Origin of the sequence: Leucobacter shiyiweii, assembly GCF_052446065.1 — a bacterium.
Taxonomy (GTDB): domain Bacteria; phylum Actinomycetota; class Actinomycetes; order Actinomycetales; family Microbacteriaceae; genus Leucobacter.
On record NZ_CM127080.1, the window covers coordinates 2,552,044 to 2,570,992 of the forward strand.

At 64.9% G+C, this 18,949-nt stretch carries 19 protein-coding genes and 2 pseudogenes; 8 read left to right on the forward strand and 13 right to left on the reverse strand.

Annotated features, from left to right (window positions below):
* Nucleotides 1-6 precede the first annotated feature (6 nt).
* From ACTNFJ_RS11860 to ACTNFJ_RS11870, 3 genes are all read left to right on the forward strand, one after another.
* The gene (locus ACTNFJ_RS11860) at nt 7-1,272 is read left to right on the forward strand and encodes an ABC transporter substrate-binding protein (protein ID WP_435906478.1); all 1,266 of its coding nucleotides are present in this window, start codon (nt 7-9) and stop codon (nt 1,270-1,272) included.
* 67 nt (nt 1,273-1,339) lie between these two features.
* Nucleotides 1,340-2,107: a cyclase family protein gene (locus ACTNFJ_RS11865; protein WP_435906479.1), complete on the forward strand. Its 768-nt coding sequence runs from the start codon at nt 1,340-1,342 to the stop codon at nt 2,105-2,107.
* Nucleotides 2,108-2,155: 48 nt separating this feature from the next.
* A complete protein-coding gene (locus tag ACTNFJ_RS11870; protein ID WP_435906480.1) occupies nt 2,156-3,874 on the forward strand; it encodes an acetolactate synthase catalytic subunit in 1,719 nt (572 codons plus the stop codon).
* A 73-nt stretch (nt 3,875-3,947) separates the two neighbouring features.
* On the opposite strand, the pseudogene ACTNFJ_RS11875 reads toward ACTNFJ_RS11870, so the two are convergent.
* The 3 genes and pseudogenes from ACTNFJ_RS11875 to ACTNFJ_RS11885 form a co-directional block, all read right to left on the reverse strand.
* Nucleotides 3,948-4,160 (reverse strand): annotated as a pseudogene (locus ACTNFJ_RS11875) (IS3 family transposase); the annotation flags it as partial.
* Nucleotides 4,161-4,207: 47 nt separating this feature from the next.
* The gene (locus ACTNFJ_RS11880) at nt 4,208-4,495 is read right to left on the reverse strand and encodes a helix-turn-helix domain-containing protein (RefSeq protein ID WP_435906481.1); all 288 of its coding nucleotides are present in this window, start codon (nt 4,493-4,495) and stop codon (nt 4,208-4,210) included.
* Nucleotides 4,492-4,902: a hypothetical protein gene (locus ACTNFJ_RS11885; RefSeq protein WP_435906482.1), complete on the reverse strand. Its 411-nt coding sequence runs from the start codon at nt 4,900-4,902 to the stop codon at nt 4,492-4,494. The genes ACTNFJ_RS11880 and ACTNFJ_RS11885 overlap by 4 nt, the downstream gene beginning before the upstream one ends.
* A gap of 42 nt (nt 4,903-4,944) precedes the next feature.
* Between ACTNFJ_RS11885 and ACTNFJ_RS11890 the strand changes: the two are divergent.
* The 3 genes and pseudogenes from ACTNFJ_RS11890 to ACTNFJ_RS11900 all read left to right on the forward strand — a co-directional run.
* A pseudogene (locus ACTNFJ_RS11890) lies at nt 4,945-5,955 on the forward strand (IS3 family transposase); the annotation flags it as partial.
* A gap of 87 nt (nt 5,956-6,042) precedes the next feature.
* Entirely contained in the window at nt 6,043-6,558 is a 516-nt protein-coding gene (locus ACTNFJ_RS11895; RefSeq protein ID WP_435906483.1) for a hypothetical protein, read from the forward strand.
* 81 nt (nt 6,559-6,639) lie between these two features.
* A complete protein-coding gene (locus ACTNFJ_RS11900; protein ID WP_435906484.1) occupies nt 6,640-7,158 on the forward strand; it encodes a hypothetical protein in 519 nt (172 codons plus the stop codon).
* A gap of 930 nt (nt 7,159-8,088) precedes the next feature.
* On the opposite strand, the gene ACTNFJ_RS11905 is transcribed toward ACTNFJ_RS11900, so the two are convergent.
* The 7 genes from ACTNFJ_RS11905 to arsB are packed head-to-tail and all read right to left on the reverse strand — an operon-like array spanning nt 8,089 to nt 12,525.
* Nucleotides 8,089-8,256 (reverse strand): hypothetical protein, encoded by a 168-nt coding sequence (locus ACTNFJ_RS11905; protein WP_435906892.1) that lies wholly within the window; start codon nt 8,254-8,256, stop codon nt 8,089-8,091.
* A 46-nt stretch (nt 8,257-8,302) separates the two neighbouring features.
* Entirely contained in the window at nt 8,303-9,181 is an 879-nt protein-coding gene (locus tag ACTNFJ_RS11910; RefSeq protein WP_435906891.1) for a permease, read from the reverse strand.
* Nucleotides 9,171-9,566: an ArsR/SmtB family transcription factor gene (locus ACTNFJ_RS11915; RefSeq protein ID WP_397387635.1), complete on the reverse strand. Its 396-nt coding sequence runs from the start codon at nt 9,564-9,566 to the stop codon at nt 9,171-9,173. The genes ACTNFJ_RS11910 and ACTNFJ_RS11915 overlap by 11 nt, the downstream gene beginning before the upstream one ends.
* A gap of 47 nt (nt 9,567-9,613) precedes the next feature.
* The gene (locus ACTNFJ_RS11920) at nt 9,614-10,687 is read right to left on the reverse strand and encodes an ArsO family NAD(P)H-dependent flavin-containing monooxygenase (protein ID WP_435906890.1); all 1,074 of its coding nucleotides are present in this window, start codon (nt 10,685-10,687) and stop codon (nt 9,614-9,616) included.
* Nucleotides 10,680-11,102 (reverse strand): arsenate reductase ArsC, encoded by a 423-nt coding sequence (locus ACTNFJ_RS11925; RefSeq protein WP_363566976.1) that lies wholly within the window; start codon nt 11,100-11,102, stop codon nt 10,680-10,682. Before ACTNFJ_RS11925 ends, ACTNFJ_RS11920 begins: the two co-directional genes overlap by 8 nt.
* Complete coding sequence (locus ACTNFJ_RS11930) at nt 11,099-11,476, reverse strand: ArsR/SmtB family transcription factor (protein ID WP_363566978.1); 378 nt, start codon at nt 11,474-11,476, stop codon at nt 11,099-11,101. The genes ACTNFJ_RS11925 and ACTNFJ_RS11930 overlap by 4 nt, the downstream gene beginning before the upstream one ends.
* Nucleotides 11,473-12,525 carry an ACR3 family arsenite efflux transporter gene (arsB, locus tag ACTNFJ_RS11935; RefSeq protein WP_363567136.1) on the reverse strand — a complete coding sequence of 351 codons (1,053 nt, stop codon included), beginning with the start codon at nt 12,523-12,525 and terminating at the stop codon, nt 11,473-11,475. The genes ACTNFJ_RS11930 and arsB overlap by 4 nt, the downstream gene beginning before the upstream one ends.
* A 218-nt stretch (nt 12,526-12,743) precedes the next feature.
* Here arsB and mobF point away from each other — a divergent pair, with 218 nt between their 5' ends.
* Complete coding sequence (gene mobF / locus ACTNFJ_RS11940) at nt 12,744-16,199, forward strand: MobF family relaxase (RefSeq protein ID WP_363567138.1); 3,456 nt, start codon at nt 12,744-12,746, stop codon at nt 16,197-16,199.
* Nucleotides 16,200-16,352: 153 nt separating this feature from the next.
* On the opposite strand, the gene ACTNFJ_RS11945 is transcribed toward mobF, so the two are convergent.
* Complete coding sequence (locus tag ACTNFJ_RS11945; RefSeq protein WP_363566980.1) at nt 16,353-17,567, reverse strand: MFS transporter; 1,215 nt, start codon at nt 17,565-17,567, stop codon at nt 16,353-16,355.
* Nucleotides 17,568-17,619: 52 nt separating this feature from the next.
* Here ACTNFJ_RS11945 and ACTNFJ_RS11950 point away from each other — a divergent pair, with 52 nt between their 5' ends.
* On the forward strand, nt 17,620-18,213 hold the full coding sequence (locus ACTNFJ_RS11950) for a TetR/AcrR family transcriptional regulator (protein WP_363566982.1): 594 nt from the start codon (nt 17,620-17,622) through the stop codon (nt 18,211-18,213).
* 58 nt (nt 18,214-18,271) lie between these two features.
* Here ACTNFJ_RS11950 and ACTNFJ_RS11955 read toward each other — a convergent pair whose 3' ends face one another.
* Entirely contained in the window at nt 18,272-18,553 is a 282-nt protein-coding gene (locus ACTNFJ_RS11955; RefSeq protein WP_363566984.1) for a hypothetical protein, read from the reverse strand.
* Between the two features lie 91 nt (nt 18,554-18,644).
* The gene (locus ACTNFJ_RS11960) at nt 18,645-18,866 is read right to left on the reverse strand and encodes a helix-turn-helix domain-containing protein (RefSeq protein WP_363566986.1); all 222 of its coding nucleotides are present in this window, start codon (nt 18,864-18,866) and stop codon (nt 18,645-18,647) included.
* Nucleotides 18,867-18,949: the final 83 nt, after the last annotated feature.

Sequence of the window (18,949 nt, forward strand, 5' to 3'; positions counted from 1 at the left end):
TCACACATGAACAAGAAACTCATTGCCGGCATGGCGATCGGCGCCATGACGGCGCTGGTACTGTCCGGTTGCGCCTCAGGCAGCTCGGCTGCGGGGGACAGCGGTGACAGTGTTGTCATTGGGCGCATCCTCCCCCTGACCGGGCCGCTCGCCGGCACCGGTAACCGGGTCGCGGATGGCTCGGAGATCGCGCGTCAGATCATCAACGACGAGGGTGGCATCAACGGCGTCACCGTCGAGTACAAGACTGAAGACGCCCCTGACGACGAGTCGGCTCGTAAGGCAGCCGAGCGCATGCTCAACGAGGACGTCAACATCGTGCTGGGCACCTTCGGTTCCTCTCTCGCCCTCGCCGCAATTCCGGTGATCACCGGAGAGGGTGGACTGTACTGGGAGACGGGTGCGTCGGCAGTCGCTATCACGGGCGGCGAGTACGACAATGTCTACCGTGCATCGAAGACGGCGGGCGACATCGGTGTTGACTCGGTCACGTTTGCTGCCGAAAATCTTGCTGAGAAGATCGGCAAGGCGCCCGAGGACATGACGGTGGCTTGGGCCGGCGTCAACAACTCGTACGGCACCGACATCATGAACGGCGTGAACGAGACGGCTGAGAGCTTCGGCATGGATGTCAAGCTGAATGCCCCGTACCCGCTCGACAGTGCGGATCTCACCAGCGTCGCGCTACAGATTCGCGACGCGGCGCCCGACCTGCTCGTCCTCTCGAGCTACGACGCTGACGCAGCGGCCCTGGGCCGTGCCATGCGTGCGGCTGACGTTTCGCCTCCCATCATCATCGGCTCGGGTGGTGGACACTTGAACGAGGCGTGGATCGAGGCTATGGGTCCCAGCGGCAACGGCATCTTCAATGTCGGTTTCTCGTCGCAGCTGAACTCTGAGGGACTCGTGCCCGAGGCGAAGGCGCACTACGACGACTTCATCAAGCGTTATTCGGCTGCCAATGGCGGGGCCTTGCCCGGCGCGTTCGACATGAATGGCTTCATGGGCGCCATGGCGCTGTTCGCGACGATGAAGACGGCAGACGAGCTGACGCCCGAGGGCATCGCCGCCGCGGCTGACGCGATCGATTTTGAGGAGCGCACCGGCATGGACGGTTCGGGCCTAAAGTTCAACAAGAACGGTCAGAACGAGCGCGCACTGTTCTTCGTCAGCCAGTGGCAGGACGGCGAAAGTGTGCCGGTCTTCCCGCTCGACCTCGCGCTCTCTGAGCCGAACAACGTCCCGCTGCCGGGTTGGAACGAAGCCCGCTAAGTAGGTTCGGCGTGCTGGTGGGGCTCACTTCGGGTCCCACCAGCACGCCCCAGCTCGACCCGCTCATATGAAAGGCACCATCGTGCAGCAGCAGACCGTGACTGATCTCACCCATGTCATCCGGGAAGGCATGGCGGGGCACCCCTCGCACGGCCGCACGCCAGTGAAGATCATCGGGTCGCTGAACCACTGGGGCTATACCCATACCGAGCGTCGAAATGATTACGACGGCAAGCGCGTCTCGTTTCAGAACGAGCAGTGGGTAATGAACGGCAACACCGGCACACACATGGATGCGCCCTGGCACGCGAACCCCGACACGGAGTTCTCGGCCGAGCGCATTCCGCTCGAGTACGGGTTCGGTTCGGGCATTTGGCTTGACTGCACCGAGGTCTTCGGCCCCGGCGGCAGGATCACGGCCGGGGTGTTAGAGCGCGCCGAGAAAGCCTCGGGTGAACTCATTCAGCTTGGCGACATCGTGTTGCTGCACACCGGCTGGTCGAGGTACGCCACATCCGACCCCGAGACCTATCTGCGAGATCACATGGGGCTCACGAAGGACGCGGGCGAGTGGTTGCGCGCCAAGGGCATTCGCACCCTCGGGGTCGACTGCTCGACGCCTGAAACTACCGATGGAGCGATGTCTTCGCCGATCCACACCAATTTTCTGAGGCCGGAGTCCCTTGGCCTCGCGCCGGACGACTTCATAGCGATCATCGAGAATCTCGTGAACGTTGATCAGATTCCGTCGCACCGCTTCGAGTTTGTCGGCCTGCCGCTGCCGCTCGAAGGTTCAAGCGCAAGCCCCATTCGGGCGCTCGCGCTCACCGATTAGGCGCCACTGTTGCAGTAGTGATGTGCCAGCTGTACAAGAGGAATACGCATGTCACAAACCGTTGTTGAAGCAGTAGTCACCGCCCTCGTGCGGCACAACATCACCGAGGTGTTCGGGCAGAGCTTGCCCTCGGCCTTCTTCTTGGCCGCCGAACGCGCGGGAATTCGCCAGGTCATGTACCGCACCGAGAACGCTGGCGGCGCAATGGCCGACGGGTACTCCCGAGTATCGGGTCGCATCTCGGTCATAGGAGCCCAGAATGGGCCCGCAGCGACGCTGCTCGTGCCGCCCATGACCGAGGCCATGCTCGCTTCAGTGCCCATGCTTGCGATCGTGCAGGACGTGCCATCCGCAACCCGTGACCGCAATGCGTTTCAGGAGATCGATCACTTCGCGCTCTTCTCCGGTTGCGCGAAGTGGATTCGCCAGTTGAACGACCCGGCGCGCGCAGCCGACTACGTCGACATGGCGATCGCGGCGGCGACGAGCGGGCGACCCGGCCCGGTCGTGCTTATGCTGCCCAAAGACGTCATGATTGCCGAGGCTCAGCCGGCGCCGTTCGCGCGCTCGGCGCAGCTCGGCCAGTTCCCGCTCGACCGCCCGCGCCCCGATCGTGCGGCGGTGGCGGAAGCCGCCCGGCTCATCGCCGAGGCCGAGCACCCCATCCTCATCGCCGGCGGTGGTGTGCAGCGCTCCCAGGCGACCGCCGCCGTCGCCGCACTGCAGGAAATGGCAGGGCTGCCCGTCGCAACCACGAACATGGGTAAGGGTTCGGTTGACGAGCGTCACCCGCTGTCGATGGGCGTCGTCGGGAATGTCATGGGCAAGCGCTCCACGACGCGCTTCCAGCGTGAAATTCTTGCCGACGCAGACGTCGTCGTGCTCGCTGGCAACCGCACGAACGAGAACGGCACCGACGGCTGGGCGCTGATTCCTGAGCACGCGAAGGTCATTCATCTCGACATCGACGGCACCGAGATCGGTCGCACCTATGAAGCGCTGCGCCTCGCCGGCGACGTCCGCGCCGGCATTGAGGACTTGACCGAGGCGCTCGGTTCAGGCGAGCTTCTGGTGCGGCGGCGCAAGGTTCGCGCCGCGTTGGAAGCGCGCATCTTGGATGCCCGTACGCGCAGCCAGGCGATGCTGGCGGAGCTGGTGGATCTCGACGGTGTGCCGTTACGTCCCGAGCGCGTCATGCGCGAGCTCGACGAGCTGATCGACGCCGACACGGTGCTCGTGGCGGACGCGAGCTACTCGACCATTTGGATGACGAACTACCTCACCGCTCGTGCGCCAGGGCAGCAGTTCTTGTCGCCACGCGGCATGGCCGGGCTCGGTTGGGGCTACCCCATGGCGATCGGCGCCAAGATTGCCCGGCCAGAGGCAGAGGTCGTTTGCATTACCGGTGACGGGGGGTTTGGCCACGTGTGGCAGGAGCTCGAGACTGCTGTGCGGGCAGACGTCCCACTCACCGTTATCCTGCTGAACAACTCGATCCTCGGCTTCCAGAAGCATGCCGAGCTCGTGCAGTTCTCAGAGACCACCTCTGCGATCGAGTTCGCTGAGGTCGACCATGCGGCGATCGCGCGTGCGTGCGGGGCCGAGGGTGTGCGTGTCACCTCGGTTGAGGAGCTGCAGTCGGCACTGAAGGCTTCGGTCGGCAACGGCAAAGTGACGCTGATCGAGGTCATTACCGACTCTGACGCGTTCCCCCCGGTCACCCGTTGGGAGGGACGCGCCGAGGTTTTACCGCCCAACGCGGCCTAGGAAGGGGGCCTTGTGCTACGGGGCCCGAAAGTGACCTGCCCTACAGTTTGGTTACCTCACGCCGTGTTGAGTATCAAGCTGGGACGAGTGTCCGCTTGTAGGCTATCTCGACCTCGATCGGGGTGCGATACCCAATCCCTGAATGTCGTCGTTTCCGGTTGTGGAACACCTCGATGTACTCGAACATCGCATTCGCCAACTCGACTCTGGTTGACCAGCGTTTCCGGTCAAGAAGCTCGATCTGTATCGAAGACCAGAACGATTCCATCATCGCGTTATCGAGTCCTTATCCGGCTAATCGGTGCCGGGTTGGGGTTTGGCCGGATAACGTGGTCAGTCGCGGGTGAGTCGGCGTAGTTGCGCGTCGTGCTGGCGGACGGTATCCGCGAGGGTCTGGACGGTTTGGCGGAGAGTGGCGAGTTCATCGGTGATCGCGATGATGCTGCCGTCGGGAGCTGTTCGTTGCTGGTGCTCGATGATGGTGCGCAGATCAGTGTTGCGGTAGATCGTGGATCTTGAGATTCCGGCGCGATCGGCAACGGCGGCAATAGTGATGGGGAGTCCATCTCGGGCGAGGTCGATGCAGGCTCGCTCGATCTGGTTCAGTGTGGGGCTGGTCATCCGGTCTGGGCCTCCGTATCGGCGATGAGCGTGTCGAGGCGGGCGATGAGCTTGTGGTGGCGTTCGGCCTCGTCGATCCATCCTCGCTGTTCGGCGTCACGGGCGAGCGCGTCGGCGTCGACGCGTTGTGCGGCGAGGATCGGGAGCGAGGAAGGTTCGGACCGGTAAGACGGGCAGTGTTCGCAGATGTTCGCGTAGCTGCATGCGCCTTGCGCGGGCGCGCGGAGGCAGAACCCGCCCGCCATCCGCGACTTCAGTAGCGGTGTGTCTTTCCAGTCGCGGCCGCCGGTGATGACCGTGAGCGGCAGCTGTGTGCGCCCGGCCGTGTCTCCCGGTGTCATGGTGGTGGGGATGTTCTGTTTGGCGAGGTCGAGGGCGGGGTCTGCTGTCGGTTTGGTTGAGTCCAAGTCTGCATAGCTTTCCGGGGCTGTGCTGGAAGGATGATGATCATGCCGATCAAGTACAGCGAGGAATTCAAGCGTGACGCTGTCGCGCTCGTGGACTTCGGTATCTCCCAGAAAACCGTGTGTAAAGACCTCGGGATCTCGAAGTCCGCGCTCGGCGCGTGGATCCAAGATTCCAGGTTCAAAACCTATGGAATGACCCCGTCGAAGGACCCTGATGAGCAGCGCGAGATGCGGGCCGCGTTGAAGCGGATCCGCGAGCTCGAGATGGAGAACGAGGTCCTCAGGCGTGCGGCAGCATATTTGTCACAGGTACACATCACGCCCCCAAAATAGTGTTCCCGCTCGTCCATGAGATGGCTGCGGCCGGTGCCCGTGTCAGGGTGCCGGTCGCGGTGGCGTGCCGGGTGCTCGGGTTCAGCGAGCAGGCCTACTATCAGTGGTTGAAACGGCCAGTGTCAGCTCGTGAGGCTGCGGATCAGCACCTGATCGGGGTGCTGCGAGAACTACACGAGGAGGACCCCGAGGGCGGCTACCGTGTCCTCGCCGATGATCTTCACGATCTCGGCTACGACATCAGTGAGCGGCGGGTCTGGCGTCTGTGCAAGGTAGCTGGCATCCAGTCGGTCATTACGAAGCGCAAACGTCGTTACCGGCGGGCTGGGGCGCCGGTGGGTGATGATCTGGTGCAGCGTGATTTCACTGCGAGCGGGCTTGACGAGAAATGGCTCGTGGACATCACCGAGCATTGGACCGGTTGAATCCGGTCAATTTCGAAGCCGGAAGTTCCAGAAGGCGCTGAAGCGATACAAGCTCAAAGGGTCGATGGGAAGAGTGGGGGCGTGCGGAGATAACGCTGCGATGGAGAGCTTTTTCTCGCTGCTGCAGAAGAACATGCTCGACCGGGGCTCGTGGCGGACCCGGCAGGAGCTGCGCCTCGCGATCGTGTCATGGATCGAGGGGAAGTATCACCGCAAACGTCGGCAGCGCCGGCTCGGGAAGCTGACACCGGTCGAGTTCGAGGCCATAATGATGGATGCCGTCGCTCTGGCGGCATAAACCCCGGACTCAACCAAAGCCTCAGCAGACCCCTATCGTGGCGACCTCGCACTGGATTCGACCCTGGTGGAGGTGCAAGGTGCGATGAATCCGAACGATTACTCGAAGCGTTCGCTGCGGACCAGGAAAGGTCTCCCGAAGCGGGAGATGCGTAACGGTGATTACCAGTGTGGCTGGTATGTGCGCCAGGGCAACCATGATGGCACGGAAAGCGACAAGGCTCAGCCCGGCTACGAACTCGATACGACGGTGATGATCGACACGAAGAACGGGGCGTTCCCATTCCCGCTGATCACCGGGGTCTCGTTCCATCGCCCTGCGGAAATCTCGGAAACGGCGATCACCACGGTTGAACAGCATGCGGCGTTCACAGACAAGCGCGGGCTCGTCGTGGTGGATCGTGCGTTCAACGGGCTCGATACGCACCAGTTCCAGGAGCCCGTGCGACGGATGCGGTTCGAGACGGTCTACGACTACAAGTACACGGACCTTGGCCCCCAGGGGTCAGTTCCGGGGAAGCCGATCATCATCGTTGACGGGGTACCGTATGTGAACCGTATGCCGGAGTCGTATGTCATGATCTCGCTCTGGCACGCATAGGGTGTTGAGGACCCGGCTACAGGGAAGCCCTACACGCTTGAGAAGCGGGACGAGATTCATCGGGCGCGAGAGGTGTACCAGATGATTCCGAAGGGCAAGGTTGACGCTGACGGGCATCAGCGGTTCACCTACCCTGACCCCCGTACCTACGTGGGGTTTGACCCTGCCACGGGGAAGTTCACGAATGACAACCCGACGGGGAGTGTCACGATTGGGCTTGAGAAGGAAGTCATCAAGCACCTGCAGAAGTTCGCTTGGAAGTCGGAGGACTGGTTCCGTGCGTATGGGCAGCGGAACCAGGTCGAGATGAGCAACATGCTGCTGAAACGGCCAGGGAGCACGAACCTTGCTCAGCAAGTGGTGCGCACGGGCCGCGGGTACGCGTACAACTACTTCGCGGCATTGATCGCTTCCGTCGCGACGAACATCCGTCGCATCATCCAGGGCCTCATCAAGCTCAACGCCACCGACAGTGACGGTCAGCCCAAACACCGTGTGCGGAAGCGGCGCGATACCCGCCGCTGCCGACTGAACCACAACACGGAAACGCAAGTGCTCAGTGCTGCCGAGTCGGCGCCACCCGAAGTCGCGACGGAGTAGCCATACTCCGACATCCTTGAACTGAATATCTGAAACGACGAATAGCCCGAAAGGGTTACTCGTCGTTTCTGCGTTACAGCTGGATCTGCCGGCGGCACCATTTCGGGGTGCGCGGCGGTGTGGTGAGCGTCGCTGAAACGAAAAAAGGCCCGGATCATGATGCTGATCCGAGCCATTTTCCAATTTCACGATAGTGGTCTCGCTAATTTCGCGACACCACCTCGTGCGCGAGGGGGGACTTGAACTGACCTCGACCCCCTCGCGCCGCGAATCGGCATCGGGCATTCAGCCGCACAAAATCAACGATCTACGGCATGTGACCTGCGGATAACTCCACCGCGATACCTCGACCTACAGGTTGCTTAGCACTTTCGTTAGCACTTTTGGCGGCGTGGGCGACGCCCATACCTGGCCCGCTTCGGCTGGCGGTCGGTGATCCGTAGCGGCGGTACTCGGAGGGGTTCATTCCGAGGTAGTGGCGGAAGATGACTGCGGCGTGACCGCGACTGTGCCAGCCGACCCGTCGATAGAACATTGCTATGGACATATCGGTTGCCCGAATCAATCGGGCCATGAGTTAGGTGCGCAAAATCGTGACGTAGACGCGCGGGCTTACGCCGAATGTAACAACGAACACCCATTGGAATTGCCGAGGTGAAAGTGACACACGGGCCGCATGGTAGGGAAGCAGCCAGCGTTGTGTCACGTCTGTACGTATGAGTGTGGCGGCCTGTGCAGCCTCCTGCCGGGCAGGGTGGACCATTGCGAATCGAAGTCACAGGGTAAGTCGTCTTCCGGTCCACCGGCCCAACCTTTGGACCGGAATCATGATTCGACCCAAACCAGTGAGTGGCTGAGGTAAAGCGGGGCCTCGCCGATGGCGAGGCCCCGCGGTCGTTCCTATGACAGCGCTGAAGGATTGCGGAGTGGCTAGACTTCCGTCTTGGCGTCCTGGCAGCAGCTCATGCCTGCCTGCTGAGGTGCTTCAGTGTTGGTGTTCTGCTGCTTATCGTCTTCGTCGGCCGGGACGATCTCGACGTTGCAGCAGTCCGACTGCTCGTTCTTCGAGCGTCCGGTGAACAGGTCCTTCAGTCCCATGGTGGTTCCTTTCCTGTGGTGGGTTTACGGGGGACAGTTGTGGGGATCAGGCTGTGATCGTGAGGATGTAGCCGCCGGCGATCGCCACGGCCAGGATGGTGACGACGAATGCCACAAGAAGCCGTGGCTTGAAGATCGCCGTGAGCATCGATACCTCCGGCAGGGAGGCCCCGGCCCCGCCGATCATCAGGGCGAAGATCGGGCCGAGGGCCACACCGGCGGACTGGAGGGCCAGCCCGACCGGGAGCATGGTCTCCAGGCGGATGTAGAGCGGGATGCCGATGACCGCGGCCAGGGGCACCGCCCACCAGATGTTGGCTCCGGCGAAGGCGGTCAGCTGGTCCTCGGGGACGAACTCGTAGATCGCGGCTCCGATCGACACGCCGATGAGCATGGGCACAAGCAGGGGGCGCAGATCGGTCCAGGCTTGGCGGAGCGCTCCGGGCATCTCGCCACGCAGGCCTTTCCACGGCTCGGGCGTCTTCTCGCCCTGCACGCGCACGCGCTTGAGCGCCTTCTCCAGGCCCAGGCCGCGCCATACCCACGGGATGATCAGTGAGACGGCCAGGGTGAAGAGCGTGTAGACGATGGCGGTCGTCCATCCGAAGACGATCCCGATGCCGCCGACGATCATCGGGTTGAGCAGCGGCGAAGCGATGAGGTAGGTCATCGCTGTCTGGAAGGCGACCCCGGCGTTGAGCATTCCGACCAGAATCGGCAGGGTCGAGCAGGAGCAGAACGGAGTCACCGCCCCCAAAAGCAGTCCCTTGACCGGTCCGGGGACCCTCCCGCTGCTCATCCAGTCACGCATCTTCTCCGGCCCGAATCGCCGGTTGATCAGCGCGACGACGGTCGAGACGACGAGGAACAGGGCCAGCAGCTGGCCCAGCAGCAGTGCGAAGGTTCCGAGTGTGTCAGTCAGCATCGGTCACCACACTGCGTGCCGGGATCTCGACCTCGGTGCAGCAGGCCCGCTGCCCGGCGGGAGTCAGCGTGGCCAGATGAGCCAGCCACTGGACTGGAGCGGCCAACTGTTCGCAGCAGATCGAAATGAGATTCGACCGGCCCTGCGGGGCCACTTCGATCAGCCCCGCCTTGAGCAGAGCGGAGACATGATGGCTGACCAGCGCCTGGCTGAGGCCAGTGGCCTCCTGCAGCTGCTTGTTCGTCTTGGCGCCATCGGCGAGGCACAGCACGATTGTCAGACGGTTCTCATCGGCCAGAGCCGAGAGGGTGGGGGCCAGGTAGGCGGCGCGTTCTTTGGCCGAGAGGTCCGAGGCCACGGCCGGAATTTGTATCGGTGAAGACATACCTCCACACTAACACGCGACTGCTTATGACACAAGCGACGGCTTATCTATTGTGAGAGTGACGCCGCAGGGAGGCGGCTGGTGATGTCCCGGACCGCCTCCTTAGCGGCTCTGCCCGTCCCGATCAGGGTGGCTGAGGCGAAGCCGGTCCAGTCGCCGTAGCCGAGCAGGTGCAGGCGGGGCTCGTCGGCGGAGCGTGTGCCGATGGTCTTGGGCACGCCGTTCACGCGCCTCAGGCTCAGAGGCGCGAGGTGGCCCAGGGTGGGGCGGAAGCCGGTGCACCAGATGATTGCGTCGTAGGGCTCGGCGGTGCCGTCGTTCCAGGCCGCGCCTTCGGGGGTGAGTCGGTCGAACATGGGGCGGGGACGCAGCACGCCGCGGTCGCGGGCAGCACGGACACTGGGGACCATGACGATGTCGCCCAGACCGGAGACGCCCTCGGCCTGGGTTCCCGCCTTCCGGGCGGCTTCTTCTCGGGTGGCGGTGTCGAAGAGCACGCGGCCATCGACATCATCGGGCATGAACCGGGGCGGGTGTCGGGTCGCCCAGGTCGTCTCCGCGATGGTGGAGACCTCGGCGACGATCTGCGCGGCGGAGTTGCCGGCACCGACGACCAGCACCCGCTGACCGCGGAATCGCTCCGGGACGGAGTAGTCGACCGTGTGTAGCTGCTCGCCCGCGAACTCGGCCATGCCCGGATAGGCGGGCATGAAGGGGGTTTCCCAGGTGCCGGTAGCACTGATGACAAACGCGGCGTGCCAGGTGCCCCGGTCGGTCTCAACCTTGAGCCCGCGGCTGTGGGCGCGGACTCCGCTGACCTGGACGGGCCGGTGCACGGGCAGCTCGTAGCGCTGTTCGTAGTCGTGCAGGTACTCGACGACGTGACCGGCGGTGGGGAACGTCTCGCCCCGCTGGCGCGGCATCGGCCAACCCGGCAGCGGGCTGTACTCGGCCGAGGAGAACAGCCGCAGCGAATCCCAACCATGACGCCAGGCCCCGCCCGCACGGGCCTGGCCGTCGAGGATCACGAAGTCCAGCCCCGCCCGGCGCAGGTAATAGCCGGCGGCCAGGCCCGCTTGGCCACCGCCGATCACGACGACGACGTCGGCGTGCTCACTCATCGGGCGCCTGTGAGCCAAGCAGCTCGGCGATGAGGTCGCGGACGCGGTTCTCGATGTCGTCGCGGATGGGGCGCACAGCGTCGAGCCCAAGCCCTGCGGGATCGTCGAGCTGCCAGTCCTCGTAGCGCTTGCCGGGGAAGATCGGGCAGGTGTCACCACAGCCCATGGTGATGACGACATCAGCGGTCTGCACCGCGTCGGTGGTCAGCAGCTTGGGCCGCTCGGTCGTGATGTCGATGCCGACCTCGCGCATGGCCTCGACCACCGCCGGATTGAGTCGGTCGGCAGGCTCCGAGCCTGCGGAACGGACGTCGATTCGACCAGCGGAGCCGGTGGCGAGGAAAGCGGCGGCCATCTGGGACCGACCGGCATTGTGAACGCAGACGAACAGCACTGATGGGTTGTTCTCGCTCATGCCGACGTCCTCGCGTTTGCCGGAACAGGGCGCGCATTTAGTATCGTCAGCAACGTCGACACAGTCGGCTCTCTGCCAGGGGCGAGGCGGTACCAGACCCAGGTAGCTCGCCGTTGAGAGGTGACCAGCCCGGAGTCTTTCAGGACTCGCAGGTGATGGGAGACCGTCGGTTGGGAGACATTAGCGAGCTCGGCGAGGTCGCACACGCAGCACTCACCACGCGAATCGGACGCGATGGCAGCAAGCATCCGCACTCGCAACGGATCGGTCAACGCCTTGAAGACGATCGACATCTCTGTGGCGGCCTCAATACTGATCGCCTCGACCGTCGTAGGTATGCACGCTTGGGCGATCGGCAGTTCCTCAGCACTCATGACGTCCTCACTTCGACGGACCGGAGATCGGTGTGGAACCAGCGGCGGGCCGCCCACAAGGAGACATAGACCAGGCCGACGAGGACCGGCACCTCGATCAGCGGACCCACGACCCCGGCCAGCGCCTGACCGCTGGTGGCGCCGAACGTGCCGATGGCGACAGCGATGGCGAGCTCGAAATTGTTGCCCGCCGCGGTGAACGCCAGCGTGGTCGAGCGGGCGTAGCCGAGCCCGATGCCCTTGCCGAGCAAGAGGCCTGCGAACCACATGAGCGCGAAGTAGGCCAGCAGGGGCAGCGCGATGCGGGCGACATCGAGGGGGTTGGAGGTGATGGCTTCGCCTTGGAGTGCGAAGAGCAGCACGATGGTGAACAGCAGCCCGTAGAGCGCCCACGGCCCGATCTTCGGCACGAAGCGCTCTTCGTACCATTCGCGGCCCTTGCGTTTCTCGCCGATCCAGCGGGTCGCGAACCCCGCGATCAGGGGCACGCCGAGGAAGACGAGCACGTTGAGGGCGATCTGTCCGACCGAGACGTCCAGGCCCTGGGTGTCGAGGCCCAGCCAGCCGGGGAGGATCGTGAGGTAGAACCAGCCGAGGAACGAGAACGCGATGACTTGGAAGAGCGAGTTGATCGCGACCAGCACCGCGGTGGCTTCGCGGTCGCCGCAGGCTAGGTCGTTCCAGATCACGACCATCGCGATACAGCGGGCGAGCCCAACGATGATGAGCCCGGTGCGGTACTCGGGCAGGTCAGGCAGGAAGATCCAGGCGAGGGCGAACATGACTGCGGGGCCGAGCAGCCAGTTCAGCGCCAGCGAGGAGATGAGGAGGCGCTTGTCGCCGGTCACCGCGGCGATCTTGTCGTAGCGGACTTTCGCCAGCACCGGGTACATCATCACCAGCAGACCCAGGCCGATCGGCACCGAGATGCTGGCGACCTCCATCCGCGTGAGCACGTCCGAGATAGCCGGGACGAAGCGGCCGAGCAAGAGTCCGGCGATCACCGCCAGCCCGATCCAGACCGGCAGCCACCGATCCAAACTCGTCATGCGTCCCGCGACGCCGGCAGACCGCGCCTCGGCTTCTTGAATTGACATGCTTCTATATTGACATCCTTCAATACATGGAGCAAACGACCCATTCGCCACCTTTCTTCGCCGTTGCCAACCCGGAGATCTACCCGCCTAACCCTGTTCTCCTGAATGGACGTATGCTACCGTGGTAGATACTATAGTTGCTGTATTAGAAACATCAGGCGGTGGTTTGCATGCATGGCGGCGTGATCCTGTTCCGGGGAACCGGAGCCGACGCGCGCCGCTATGTCGAGTCCGACCGTTCCCGCGCCGACGACTACTATCTCGGCGACGACGCTTCCGTCGCGCAGTTCACGACTCTCGATGGGGAGGGCAACGTCACCGCTGCTCTCGGGCTCGACCCGGAGGCCTATGCCGGGTGGGTGGACTGGACGAACCCGGTCACGGGTGAGTCGATGGGCACACCGCGTTTGCCGGGTGTCGGGAAGCAGGGGTCGCCGCGGTTCGCGGAGATGGTCGTCAACGCGCCGAAATCGTTGTCGATCGCCGCCGCCCTGCACCCGGCGGTCTCTGCTGCCTTGGACGCGGCGCAGCAGGATGCGGTGGCGGAGATTCAGCGCTGGATCGCTCTGCACTCCGTGACGCGTGTCGGGCCGCGTGGGAAGCAGGAGGTCGTGCCCGTTCGCGAGGTGCAGACCGTGGCCGTGTCGCATCGAACCAGCCGTGCGGGTGATCCGCATCGGCATATCCATTTCCAGATCGGCACCCGCGTGCGAGCGGCCGGGAAGTGGCGTGCTTTGGATACGGCGGCGTTGTTCAAGCAGCAGGGCGCGATCCGTGCCCTCGGCACTGCCGTGATCGCTGCGCATCCCGAGCTTGCCGAGGCGCTGGATCGGCACGGCCTCACTCTCGATCCCGTGACCGGTGAGGTCACTGAGCTCGAGCGGTTCAACCCGGTGATGAGCAAGCGCGGTGAGCAAGTCCGCAAGCACCTGGAACGCTTCGAGGCCGAGTGGGAGGCCGCGCATCCGGGCGAGACGATGGGGCCGGTTGTCTCCGCCCGTCTCGCGGCGAAAGCTTGGGCGCATGAGCGGCCCGCGAAGAAGCCCACCACCCTGCACGAGGAGCATGCGTGGATGTCGGAGTTGCGGGAGGCCGGTTACGACCCCGACACGTTGCAGCGGCCTGGTCCGCGTGCACGAGTAGCGCTTGACGACCTCTCCGTGCAGGAAGTCGCGAATCGTGCGTTGGATCGGTGCGCTGCCGGTGGGTCAGCGTGGACGCGGCACACGGTGCAGGAGCACGCGACCCGCATCATGACCGAGTACGGCGTGCACGCAGCGCCCGGTGAGCTACGCGAGTTCGTGCACGTCGCAACCGTGTTGGCGATGGAGGATTGCTTCTCGATCCTCCCGCCGGGCGCACCGACCCCCGAGCACGTTGCGCACCTCACGAGCCTGCGGGTCGTGCAGGCCGAGACCGAGCTGCGCGACCTCCTGGCGGCACGCGCGGCGAAGCGAGAGTCGCGCCATCCCGATGTATCCGCGGTGGCGCAGGCGCGGGGCTTGGATGCAGGGCAGGAGCGGGCTGCTGCTGCGGTGGCCTCGCGCGATCCGCTCGTGGTCGTGGAGGGTGCCGCCGGCGCGGGCAAGACCACCATGCTCGGCGCTGCAATCGAGGTCACCGCGCAACATGGTAAGGCCTCGCGGATGGTTGCTCCGACGTTGCGCGCTGCGCAGGTCGCGCACGAGGAACTTGACGTGCCTGCGAGCAGTGTTGCGGCGCTCGTGCACGCGCACGGATGGCGGTGGAACGATGACGGCGCATGGACGCGCCTCGCCCCCGGCGATACCGACCCTGAGACGGGGCGCAACTATCGCGGCCCGTCCGAGGCGGCGCGGCTTGCGCGGGGTGAGCGGGTGATCGTGGACGAGGCCGGGATGCTCGACCAGGACACCGCTCTCGCCCTCTTGACGGTCTGCACCGAAGCCGGGGCGACGGTCGCGCTCGTCGGGGATCGGGCACAGCTCGCCGCGGTCGGCCGTGGCGGGGTACTCGATATGGCCGCGCAGATCCGTGGTCGCACGTTCGACATGGCCGAGGTGCACCGCTTCACCGACCCCACCTACGCCGACCTCACCTTGCAGATGCGCGACGGCACCAACCCCGGCGACGTGTTCGACCAGCTCGCCACCCACGGCCTCGTGCGCCTTCACGCGAACAGTGAGGACGCATGCGAGCACGTCGCCCGAGAACGGGTGGACGGGGAGGCCGTGACGGTCAGCACCAACGACGAAGCCCGCACCCTCAACGCGGCCATTCGTACTGAGCGGGTCGCCCAAGGCCTCGTCGACGACACCCGCACCACTTACGGCAGCGACGACCTCGCCATCGGGGCGGGCGATCTGATCCAGACGCGGCAGAACGACTCCGGCATCGGGGTCGCGAACCGGCAGCAGTGGATCGTGCAGCAGGTCGAGGACGACGGCGCACTCCGCGTCCGCGAACACCCGAATGGACGCAAGCAGCAGCACACCGTGCGCCTGCCCGCCGAGTATGTCGCCGAGCACGCGCACCTCTCCTACGCGGCGACCTCCTACGGAGTCCAAGGAGCGACCGTGACGGGATCGCACACGCTCCTCAGCGACGCCACTAGTGGGGCGAGCGTCTACGTCGGTATGACCCGTGGCCGTGAGCGGAACCTGCTGCACGTCGTCGCGGAGGACGAGGCGGGTGCGCGAGCGCAGTTCATCGAGGCGATCGCACGCGACCGCGCCGACCGCGGCCTCACTGACGCCACCAAGCGCGCCACGGAGGCCGTGGCCGGGCTGACCGACGACGGCCCCGTGCAGTTCGTCAACGAGGAGGTCGCCACGCTGCTGCACCGCGCCCAGACCGCCAAGGCGCAGGCAGAACGATGGCAACGAGTGGGCACCGCCCTCACCGACCTCCGCGAACGCGAGACAGCGACGCGGGAACGGGCACGCGTGGCCGAGGAGGCGGCGAAGCAACGCGTTGCAGAGGTGCGCGCCGAGGTCGCCGCCCCGATCGTCTCAGCGGCAGAGGTCGCACTGACCGACTGGCAGGACGCCAGCGCAGAGGTCGAGGCGACAGCCGAGCAGGTGCGGTCGGTGTCGTGGTTCGGGAAGCGTCGCGCTCGCACCGACCACGAGACCGCCCGGGCCCGCGCCCAGCAGACCCGACAGCACCTCACGGACGAGTGGAGCGGCCCGCCGAGGTGGAACGAGAAGCGCGAGGCGTGGGTAAAGCGCGTCACCGGGCCGCTGGTCGATGGCAACTCCCGTGTGACCGAGGCCGAGCACGAGCACCGGGCCGCGCGCGACGCCCTAATCGGTCGGCCCGAGCAGGCGCAGATGGCTCGGTTGGCCGCGTACGCGCGTGTGTTCGGCACCGACAACGTGCTCCGCAACCGGCAGAGCTACCTCAGCGCCAATCCCGCCCAGCAGAGGGCGCGGGCGGCGCAGGCGGCAAAGCAGGCGCGGGAGGAAGCCGATCTACTCGCCACCCTCACCCCGGCGGAGGCGACAGCGCAGATCGAGCAGAGCCGCGCTGCGCAGGCCGCGCGCGAGGCGCAGCGTGCTGAGCAAGAGCGCGCCCGCCAGCAGGACATCGAGCAGGAGCACCGCAGCAGCACGCCTTACCGTGATGGACCGGGCCTGGGCCTGTGATCCAGGGCAACGCGTTGCTCAGTCTTGATGCCCCGGGGTATTCCGCCTTTCAATGTATGGTGTTGCGACTAACGCGACCGCGAGGTGCGAGGTTCTGCGCGAGCGGCCGATCGCTGTGTCTGAACATAGAACCTGTTGAGGGGCTTCGGCCGGTCACTGCCCGTCGACACGTTGGGGGTGCTGCGTGACGCCGAGGGCTCTGAGGGCTGCTGGCACGAGGACTGCACCGGCAAGGATCACCGTGGCCGCGACCAGGCATGCGATGCGCCATGATCCATGTTCATAGAGGATTCCGGCAGCGCCGGTGCCAAGCAGTGCACCGAGGAGAGCGGCCGCTTCGTACCACCCCAAGCCCCTGCCGAGGCTGATCTCTCCGGAGGCCTCTGCGATGACCGCCTGATGCTCCGGGATTACCACCGCCCAGGCCGCTCCAGCGAGAATCCAGCACGCGGCAATGACGATCGGGTTCGGGGCGAAGGCCAAGCTGAAAGCGAAGCCTGCGCTGGCGATGGAAGCCAGCGCCAGGACTCTGGTGCGCCCGTAGCGGCGCACCAGGCCGTGGAGGAATGGCGGGAGCACGCCCATGACGATGCCGCCGGGGAGGAAGACGAGCCCGATCTGCCAGGGATCTAGCGCGAACTCCTGTTGCAGATGCAGGAGCAGCAGCAGGCTGATTAGACCCTCGGCGGTCATCGTGAGCGCCACAGTGAGCAGCATCGGAGAAAGACGTCGCAGCAGACCTGCTTCTGATCGAGAAGCCTCATCCCCCTCCGCTCCTGGGTCGATGAGTGTGCGAGATGTGATCTGCGAGAGTCGTGGTGCTGTGAGCAACGCGATGGCACCGATGAGGCTGAGCCCGGCGAGCAGGAAGAACACGGTCTCGTAGCCGAGCACTCCGACCAGGGCAAGGATGGGTACGAAGACCGCCCAGCTCCCGCCCTCCTCGGCCACCGCCAATCTCGCGAACGACCCTGAGTCCTCAGCCATACGTTCGCCGATCATCGCCCGCAGCGCCACCCACAGCAACGCCCCGCCGATCCCGCCGACCGTTGCGGCGACATACGCTCCGGTAACCTCCGGCGTCATCGCATAGCCAGCGCAGGAGAGCCCGTATAAGAGCGCCCCGGCTGCGGCGATCCCGCGTCGCTCGAACCGATCCGCCAGCGACCCCGCGACCGGGCGCATCGCGAACGATGCCGCGACTTCCAATGCCAACAGCAGGCCGATCTGCGAGGGAGTCAAACCGATAGCGGCACCGGCGAACAGCGGAAGCAGGAAGTCCACGGCAGCACCCGAACCGCCCAAAAAGGTGGCGGCCGTCAGGGTGTGCTTCTGCCGCGACCGATGAGGCGCACTTCTCCGAACCATAGAAATACAATCGTACTAGTACGGTTGTGATGTTTCAAGTTACACTGGGTACATGCCAAGACATATCGACCATGACCAGCGGCGACGGGAAGTCACTGAAGCTGTATGGCGCGTGATTCGCCGTGCCGGGCTGGCGAGAGCGTCGGTGCGCGCAGTAGCCCAGGAAGCCGGACTGTCCGTAGGAGCTCTGCGCCATTTCTTCAGCGAGCAGCGCGACCTACAGATCTACGCGTTCCGCATGATCAACGAACAGGCCAGAGAGCGCATCGAAGCAGTGCCCGAGAGTCTTTCGGTTCGAAACCGGATCGAGGAGAACATGTGGGCGTTGCTCCCCGTGACGCCGGAACAGGTCGAGGAGGAACAGGTGCGTTTGGCGTTCCTCGTTGAATCGCGCACCGATCCCGAGCTTGCTGAACTCGTTGCCGAGGACCGGGCTGTCTTGACTGACCTGATGCGAGAAGCAGTCATCGCTCTGCGAACCATCGGCGAGCTACCTGCCAGCATCGAGGTCGACGCTACGGTCACGGAGATGGCCGCCCTCCTCGACGGACTCGCGCAAGCGGCTGCACTGAATCCAGAAGACATGCCGGGGTACCGAATCAAAGCCACCGTCGTAAGGTGGCTCAACGAGCTTCCAACACGCTAGTCGCGGGCGTCAGCGCCGAAGACCTGAGCGAGCCAGGATCGGGAGCCGACCGGTTCGGTCACTCGGTGCCGGTAAGGGCGAGCTTTTCCAGCCGCCACACCTCGTCTTGCGCGATGAGCCCGGCCCGGTCGTCGGCATCCAGTGCCCGTATCTGCTGCTTGACCAGGCGGCGGCGCGCGGCCCAGTGGTCGCGCTCGGCATCGTCGGCGGCATCGTTCTTGCGATTGAGCAGGATCGAGGAGAGTACCGAGGCGGTATGCCGGGCGATGTCATAGACCATCGCGTCGGAGACGCGCTCGAAGCCCGCCTGCGGCGTCTGCGCCTCGGTTATGTCATTCATGCGCTCTTCCGTTCCTTACTTACACCCACCTTGCCGCAGTGGGCCGAGCGTGGCCAGGGCTGTGGTGCGGATTCGGCACACCCGGCCTGCCTCATCCGTCGTCGTCACGAACCTCGGCGAACAAGGCGAGGAACTTCTCGCGCGGGATCACGACCCGCCTGCCGAGCTTGACCGAGGGGATGGTGCCCTCGTTGATGCTCGTGGTGATCGTGCGCGGATCGACCCCGAGCGCCTCGGCAGCTTCTTTCCGGGTGATGACCAGGCTGCGCCGCCTGCGCAGGTCTTCCATGTCGAGAGTGCTCTGCCGCATCATCACACCATCCGTTCCAGTTACGCGCGCGAGGGGTGCACACCAAGATAGAACGACGGGGCTTGCGCTGTCAAGTATGGCGTTGT